The sequence below is a fragment of the Streptomyces sp. NPDC051940 genome (assembly GCF_040680895.1).
GTDB lineage: Bacteria > Actinomycetota > Actinomycetes > Streptomycetales > Streptomycetaceae > Streptomyces.
In genome coordinates, this window is the sequence record NZ_JBFAXR010000217.1 from 1 (window position 1) to 7,737 (window position 7,737).

Below are 7,737 nucleotides of genomic sequence, written 5' to 3' on the forward strand. Positions count from 1 at the left end.
GAAGCTTCCCGTGGGTGTTGGTGGGGGCGGGCCGAAGCCCGCGGCCGCGGGTGGGCCGTCCGCCGCGGAGGTCCCGGGTGTGAGCGGGCCGTCCGGCGTTTGAGGACGAGGCGCGGAGCGCCGACCGGGGGGCCGGGGGCGGAGCCCCCGCAGCGGGAGGTGGGCCGGGGGCAGAAGCCCCCGCGGCGGGAGGTGGGGCGCGTGCTGCGGCTGCGCGAGGCGCGGGGCGGGGTTAGCGTCGAACCGCGGCGCACCTGTCTGCTACCGCCCGGAGGCCCCCCGCCTCCAGGCGGTCGCGCCGTCACCATCCGGCCGCACGACGAGCGGCCACGGCGGCCGGGTCCGGAGAGGACCCGGCCGCCCCGTGTTCCGTAACGCTCCGTTGCCGCACCGAGATCGATCCGAGATCCGGAAAGCGGATCCCGTACGGCCCGCGGACCGTCAGACCGGCGTCAGTTGAACCCGAAGGGGAGGACGACGCCGATGTTCAGGCGGATCGCAGTGGCCGTGGCAGCCGGGGTGCTGCTGCTCTCCGGATGCGGTGCCGGCGCGGGCGGCTCCGACGACAAGTCCGCCGCCAAGTCGAAGGGCAGCGCCGCGCAACCCGACAGCGGCGGCGGCGCCGTCGCCCCCGGTCTCGGCGGCGGGGACGCCGAGGGCGCGCAGAAGGCGGACCCCGAGGCGAGGGACTTCGCCCCCGCCCGCGACATGGTCTCGACCTTCGCGCTGGACGTGGACACCGCCTCCTACCAGTACGCCCGCCGCACCATCCAGGACGGCCGGCTGCCCCAGCCGGACACGGTCCGCACCGAGGAGTTCGTCAACAGCTTCCGGCAGAACTACCCCGAGCCCGAGGGCGACGGCTTCTCCGTCACCACCGACGGCGCCCGCGCCCCCGGCGAGCAGGGCTGGTCCCTGATGCGCGTCGGCCTGGCCACCCGCTCCGCCACCAACGCCTACGGCAGCGACCGCCGCGCGCCGGCCGCGCTGACGTTCGTCATCGACATCTCCGGCTCGATGGCCGAGCCCGGCCGCCTCGACCTCGTACGCGAGGCCCTGCGGCTGACGACCGACGAGCTGCGCCCCGACGACTCGGTGGCCATCGTCACGTTCAGCGACGAAGCCGACGTCCTGCTGCCCATGACCCGACTGTCCGAGGGCAACAAGAACGAGGTCCGCGCCGCCATCGAGAAGCTGCGGCCCACCGACAGCACCAACCTCGCGGCCGGCGTCGAACTCGGCTACGAGCAGGCCGTCGAGACCCGCCGCGAGGGCGCCACCAACCGCGTCGTGCTGCTCTCCGACGCCCTCGCCAACACCGGCGAGACGGACGCCGACGCCATCCTCGACCGGATCGGCGACGCCCGCCGCGACCACGGCATCACCCTCTTCGGCGTAGGCGTGGGCAGTGACTACGGCGATGAGCTGATGGAGCGCCTCACCAACCACGGCGACGGCCACACCAGCTACGTCTCCGACCTCGACCAGGCCCGCCGGGTCTTCGTCGACCAGCTTCCCCGCAACATCGATCTGCGCGCCCGCGACGCCAAGGCGCAGGTGCGGTTCGACGAGTCGACGGTGGAGCAGTTCAAGCTGATCGGTTACGAGAACCGGGCCGTCGCCGACGAGGACTTCCGCAACGACCGCGTCGACGGCGGCGAGATCGGCCCCGGCCACACGGTGACCGCGCTGTACGCCGTACGGCTCAAGGAGGGCGCCTCCGGCCATGTGGCGACCGCGACCGTCCGCTGGCTGGACCCGAAGAACCGTTCCCCGCACGAGGAGTCCCGCAGCATCGAGGCCCCGGCGCTGGGCGGCGAGCTGTGGGGCGGGGCGGACGAGCGCTTCCAGGTGGCCGTGCTCGCCGCGTACTTCGCCGACGCCCTGCGCGGCGGTACCGGGACCGCGGAGCGGGGCGCCGGCGCGACCGGCCCGCTGCCCGGTGCCCCCACCATCCAGGAGCTGTCCCGGCGGGCCGCCGCCCTGTCCGCCCGGCTGGAGGACCGGCAGGTGACCGAGCTGGGGGAGACCATCGACCGGGCCGTCGCACTGGTGAGCTGACGGCCGCAGGACACCGCGCCCGGCTGAGCCCGTAGGACGGGGGGTGCTCAGCCGGGCGCGGCATGTAGCCGCCGGGAAGACCGTGACAGAACCACGTCAAGCGCCCGACAGCCACCTGCGCCGAGCGCATAACAGGCCCCCATCCGTTCCCCCCGGGCCGGACGCTGGTTAGGCTGTCGCCGGGTTCCGGGAACCGGCAGTCTGGATGCGGTCCCGGTCTCCGGATTCTGGCAACGGGGAGCGCGATGACACGGCGGGGCAAGGAACTCACGCCCGAATTCCTGGGTGACTACGCCAAACTGCTCGGCGACGTCTCCACCACCGGCCGACTGCTGCGCCGCCCCGAGCTGGACGCCCTGCGCGAGCTGGGCGAACGCGCCGCCGAGGCCGGGCACAGCCTGCGCGACCTCGTCGGCCTCTATCTGGCCGAGACCCGCCGCTGCTGGCCGGAACTCCCCGGCGTGGCCCGCACCGGCGTCACCGTGCTCGCGGCCGTGGAGTCGGCCGTCGGCGCGCTCGGCGAGGGGCATGAGCGGGCGCAGCGCCTCGCGGTGCGGCTGGAGGAGGCCGAGCGGCGCGAGTTCATCGACGATCTGCTGTACGGGCGCAGCGACCCGGGGCGGCTGGCGGAGCGCGCGATGCGCTTCGGGCTGCGGCTGGGCGGGACGCACGCGGTGGCCGTCGCGGTGGGGGAGGCGCCGGGGTACGACGACGTGCACCCGCTGGCGCGGCGTGTCGAACGGGAGCTGCTGGGCCGCTTCGGGGAGCGGGACGTCCTGCTGTCCACCAAGGAGAGCCGGCTGGTGTGCATCGCGGCCGGCAGCGAGCAGGCGGTGCTGGAGGCGTTCGCCGCCGTCGCGCGCCGGCCCGGCGCCGGGTACGAGGCGGCCCGGCAGGTCGCGTTCGGCCGCGGCCACGCGGGGCCGGGCGGAGTGGTGCGCAGTTACGAGGAGGCGCTGGCCGCCCTGGACACCGCCGCGCGGCTCGGGTTGGACGGGCCGCTGCTGCGGGCCGCCGAGCTGCTGGTGTTCCCGGTGCTGCTGCGCGACCGGGACGCGATGACCGATCTGGTGCGCTCGGTGCTGGGCCCGCTCACGCAGGCCCGCGGCGGCGCGGAGCCGCTGCTGGAGACGCTGCAGGTGTGCGCCGCGTCGGGCTATGTGAACGCGGAGGCCGCCCGCCGCCTCGGCCTGTCGGTGCGCACGCTCACCTACCGCCTCGAGCGCATCAGGATCCTCACGGGTTACGACCCGGGCGACGCCCTGCACCGCTACACCCTGGAGACCGCGGCGATGGGCGCCCGGCTGCTGGGGTGGCCGGGCGAGGCCATGTAGGCGGGCGGCGCCGCTCGTTGCCGGTCTCCGGCAGTGACACGGCGGGCGGTCGGCTGGCAGCATCCCTCCAGGGGGTGGGCGATGTCCGGGGAGCTGATCGACGGCCGGTACGAGCTCGGGGAGCGGCTGGGCACGGGCGGGATGGGCGAGGTGTACCGGGCCCGGGACCGGCTGCTCGGCCGCGAGGTGGCCGTCAAGCTCATCACGCCGCCGGTGGACCCGGAGCGGGCGGGAGCCGACGAGTACGACGAGCTGCTGGCCCGCTTCACCCGTGAGGCGCGGGCCGCCGCGGCGCTGGACAGCCCGTACTGCGTCACCGTCCACGACCACGGCACCACCACCCGGTCCGGGGTGGAGCGCCCGTACCTCGTGATGGCCCTGGTCGACGGCCGCACCCTGGAGCGGATCCTGCGCGACGAGGGGCGCGTCCCCTGGCGCCGGGCGCTGACCTGGGCCGGGCAGCTGTGCGCGGCCCTGGCCGCGGCCCACTCGGCCGGCGTGGTGCACCGGGACATCAAGCCCGCGAACGTCATGGTCGTAGCCCCGGACCCGGCCGACCCCGGCGGCCACGGCACGGTGCAGGTGCTCGACTTCGGGATCGCCCGGTTCGCGGAGGAGGTCGCGCTCGACGACCGGCTCACCCGCACCGGCGCCATGCCCATCGGCAGCGTGCACTACCTCGCGCCCGAGCGGTTCCGCGGGGAGCGCGGCGACGAGCGCGGTGATCTGTACGCGCTGGGCTGTGTGCTGTACGAACTGCTGGTCGGCCGGCCGCCGTACGTCGGCACGGCCGCGCAGGTGATGTACAACCACCTGCACGACGTACCCCTGCGCCCGAGCCGCGCCGTGGCCGGGCTGCCGCCCGCCGTCGAGCGCCTGGTGCTGCGCCTGATGGCCGCCGACCCCGCGGACCGCCCGGGCGACGCGGCGCGGGCGGGGGAGGAGATCCGGGCGGCGCTGGCGGCCGGGGCCGAGCCGGCTTCGCCGGCGCGCCCTGCGAACCCGGCGCTCTCGCCCGCCACCCCGCCCCCCGGGCCTCTGCCCGCGACCCCGTCCCCGGCGGCGTCCCGCCCCGCACGCCGGCCGCCGTCGCCCGCCGCTCGCCGGTCCCACGCCGGCAGAGCACCGGGACGCGCCGCCGCCCCGTGGCCGGCCCTCGTCCGTACGCCCGCGCCCCAGGCTGCGACGGCCCGGCGCACCAGCTCGCTGATGCGGCCCCTCGCCGCCGCCCTCGCGATGATCGCCGCCGTGGCGGGCGGGGTCGGACTCGCGGTCAGCGGAACGAACGCCGACTCGCACGGTGAGGGTGCGGCACCACCCGCCCCGGTGGCGAGCAGTGCCGCCCCGTCCCCGGAGGCCGTTGCGGAGCTGGCTGGCCCGTACCAGCTCGGCGCCGCCGGCTCGAAGCCCGCGCTGAAGCCCATGGTCCAGGTGATGGAACGGGCCCGCGCCGCCGCGCTGAGACGCGGGCTGCCCGGCCCCGAGATCGTGCCGCTGCCCGTGGACGGCAGCACCTGGAGCAGCGCCGCCCCGCGACTGCTGGCCGCCGTCGGCGACACCGGAGAGGTGGACTCCGACGACTTCTTCGATTCGGGGGCCGTCCTGCTCAGCTCGTGCGACGTGCCGGACTCCCTGGCCGCGACGGACTACGACGAGGAGGGCTGGGTTGCGCAGTACCTCGACGAGAACCGGGGCGCCCGCCGGGTGTTCGTCCGCGCCGGCCCGAGCGATCGGGCCCTCTCGTGGCTCATCGACGAGCTGAAGTCCGCCGGCATGAAGGTGAAGACGGACCGCGGCACCGACTGGAAGAGCCCCGCCGCCTTCGCCGCCGCCGTCGCGGCGTACGGCCCGGACGCGGTCGTCATGGGCGAGGACCTCGGCCGCGAGTGGCTCGACGCCGTGGACGCCCGCTTCCGCGGGCTCAGGGTCTTCCTGCCGGAGAACGCCCCGCACTGCCTGGGCGACAGGCCCGTCGCGGACACCCCCGAGGGCTGGCTCACCGCCCGTGGCCACTACTCCGTGGAGGCCGATCCGGACCGCAACCGCCGCGACCGGGTCACCAAGGCCCTGGGCGCGAAGCTCGCGGCGCTGCCCTATGCCGTCGAGACGTACGACACCACCATGGCCGCGCTCGGAGCCTGGCCCGGTACGGACGGCGACGGGGCGGGACCCCGCGACGAGTTGCGCACGCGGCTGCTCAACGAGCGTGCGCCCCGCATGCTCGTCGCCACCTGGCATGACACGTACGAGGCGGAGAGCCGTGCGCCCGTCTGGATCGACGAGCGGCGCGACGGGCACTGGCGGCAGGTCGCGTCCACGATGGTCGAACGCTACATGGGCTGACGTGGGACACCGCCGGCCCGCCGGGAGTGATCGCCCAGGCCGTCAAGGAGGGGTCAACACTGCCGGGTTCGGGCAATGCGGCCCGCATGCCGCCGCTGTCACCATCCTTCCTGTCCGGGCCCGGGCGTCGATGCCCTCGACGGGGGTGAGGGCATCGACGCGTGGAGGGGGGCGTCGATGCCCGCTCCGGGAGCGGGCCGCCCGTCGGCGGCGAGGCGGGACACTTCGGGCCCGAGCCGCAGGCGACGAGGCGGACACCTCGGACCCTAGTCGCCGATGTGATCGCGGAGAACGGCCGCATGGTGCACGCTCGGGGGCGTGGTGACACTCCCCGACCAGATCCAGCCCGCCGAACCCGGCCTCCCCTCCGGCCACATGGTCGTCTGCGGCGACGACGCCCTCGCCGAGCGGATCGCCGCCGAGCTGACACACACGTACGGGCAGCAGGTGCGGCTCGTACAGGAGGAGCCCGACGACCGGGCGTTCGCCGGTGCGGGTGTGCGGCGGGCCGCCGCGCTCGCGCTCGTGTACGACGACGACCAGCGCAACGTCGACGCCGCGCTGCGGGCGCGCCGGCTCAACCCGCGGCTGCGGCTGGTGATCCGGCTCTACAACCGCCGGCTCGGCGGCTATCTGGAGCAGCTGCTCGACCGGGCCGGGGCGCCGGCAGCCGGTGGACAGGCCGAACGGCAGGCCGCCGACGCCTCCACCACCGTGCTGTCCGACGCCGACACCGCCGCGCCCGCGCTGGTCGCGGCCGCCGTCGCCGGTACCAGCAAGGTCGTACAGGCCGACGGGGTGATGCTGCGGGCGGCGGAGCGGCCGCCCGGCGAGGCCGGCCGGCCCAGGGCGTTGTGCACGCTGGCCGTGCTGCGCGGCGCGGGCGGGACGCCGGTGCTGCTGCCCTCGGACGAGGAGGCGGAGGGCGCCGGGCAGACGGTCGTCGCGCTGGAGGCCGTGACGCCCGCGGTGGCGCCCGTGCGGGCGCCGTGGCGGCCGGGGCGGGTCGCGCTGCCGCTGCGGACGCTGTTCTCGGCGCGGCTGCGCTGGTCGCTCGCCGGGGTGGTGCTCGCGCTCGGGGCGCTCTCCGTGGCCGGGTGGCTGACCGGGCAGGGCACGCCGCTGCACGTGGCCTACCAGTCGCTGCTCGACCTGTTCGCCATCAACGACCCCGCCGTCGGCCAGCCCGCCTCGCGCAAGGCGCTGCAGCTGCTCTCCGGGCTGATGGGGCTGCTGTTGCTGCCCGTGCTGGTGGCCGCCGCCATCGAGGCCCTGGGCACGTTCCGCACCGCCTCCGCGCTGCGCCGGCCGCCGCGCGGGCTGTCCGGCCATGTGGTGCTGCTGGGCCTGGGCAAAATCGGCTCCCGGGTGCTCGCCGGGCTGCGGGAGCGGGGCATCCCCGTGGTGTGCGTGGAGGCCGATCCGCAGGCGCGCGGGGTGGCGCTGGCGCGGCGGCTCCATGTGCCGACCGTGATCGGTGACGTGACCCAGGACGAGGTGCTGCAGGCCGCGAAGATCCGCCGGGCCTCGGCGATCCTCGCGGTGACGAGCGACGACTCCACGAACCTGGAGGCGGTCCTGGGCAGCCGGGCGGAGAACCCGACGCTGACGGCGGTGCTGCGGCTGGCCGACGACCAGTTCGCCACGGCGGTCTATCGCACCCTGCGCGACTCCCACCCCGGCGGGGTGACGCGCAGCCGCAGCGTGTCCGCGCTGGCCGCGCCGGCGTTCGCCGGGGCGATGATGGGGCGGCAGATCCTGGGTGCGATCCCCGTCGAGCGGCAGGTGCTCACCTTCGTCGCGGTCGACGCCTCGGGGCATCCGGAGCTGGAGGGGCGCACGGTCGCCGAGGCGTTCCGCCCGGGTGCGTGGCGCATCCTCGCGCTGGACGTCGGCGGTACGGAGGGGCACTTCCACTACGTCGTGTTCGGCACGGTCGTCTTCGCGATGTTCGCCGGCTTCCACTTCTGGTGGCCGAAGATGACGGGCAAGATGCTCG

General features: G+C 75.5%; 4 protein-coding genes. All 4 read left to right on the top strand.

Translation table 11 applies throughout. The features are described 5' to 3' along the window. Window positions 1-483 precede the first annotated feature (483 nt). Window positions 484-2,061, top strand: coding sequence for a von Willebrand factor type A domain-containing protein (locus AB0M28_RS39025; protein WP_365415353.1), 1,578 nt, complete (start codon window positions 484-486; stop codon window positions 2,059-2,061). 245 nt (window positions 2,062-2,306) lie between these two features. After that, window positions 2,307-3,395, top strand: coding sequence for a helix-turn-helix domain-containing protein (locus AB0M28_RS39030; RefSeq protein ID WP_365415355.1), 1,089 nt, complete (start codon window positions 2,307-2,309; stop codon window positions 3,393-3,395). A gap of 81 nt (window positions 3,396-3,476) precedes the next feature. After that, the gene (locus AB0M28_RS39035) at window positions 3,477-5,738 is read left to right on the top strand and encodes a protein kinase (RefSeq protein ID WP_365415356.1); all 2,262 of its coding nucleotides are present in this window, start codon (window positions 3,477-3,479) and stop codon (window positions 5,736-5,738) included. Window positions 5,739-6,113: 375 nt separating this feature from the next. After that, the coding region (locus AB0M28_RS39040) for an NAD-binding protein (protein ID WP_365415358.1) at window positions 6,114-7,737 on the top strand (1,624 nt) is incomplete at its 3' end.

Excerpts from the sequence above, each read along its gene's own strand:
- AB0M28_RS39025 (WP_365415353.1), top strand. The coding sequence starts at position 484 with ATGTTCAGGCGGATCGCAGTGGCCGTGGCAGCCGGGGTGCTGCTGCTC.
- AB0M28_RS39030 (WP_365415355.1), top strand. The coding sequence starts at position 2,307 with ATGACACGGCGGGGCAAGGAACTCACGCCCGAATTCCTGGGTGACTAC.
- AB0M28_RS39035 (WP_365415356.1), top strand. The coding sequence starts at position 3,477 with ATGTCCGGGGAGCTGATCGACGGCCGGTACGAGCTCGGGGAGCGGCTG.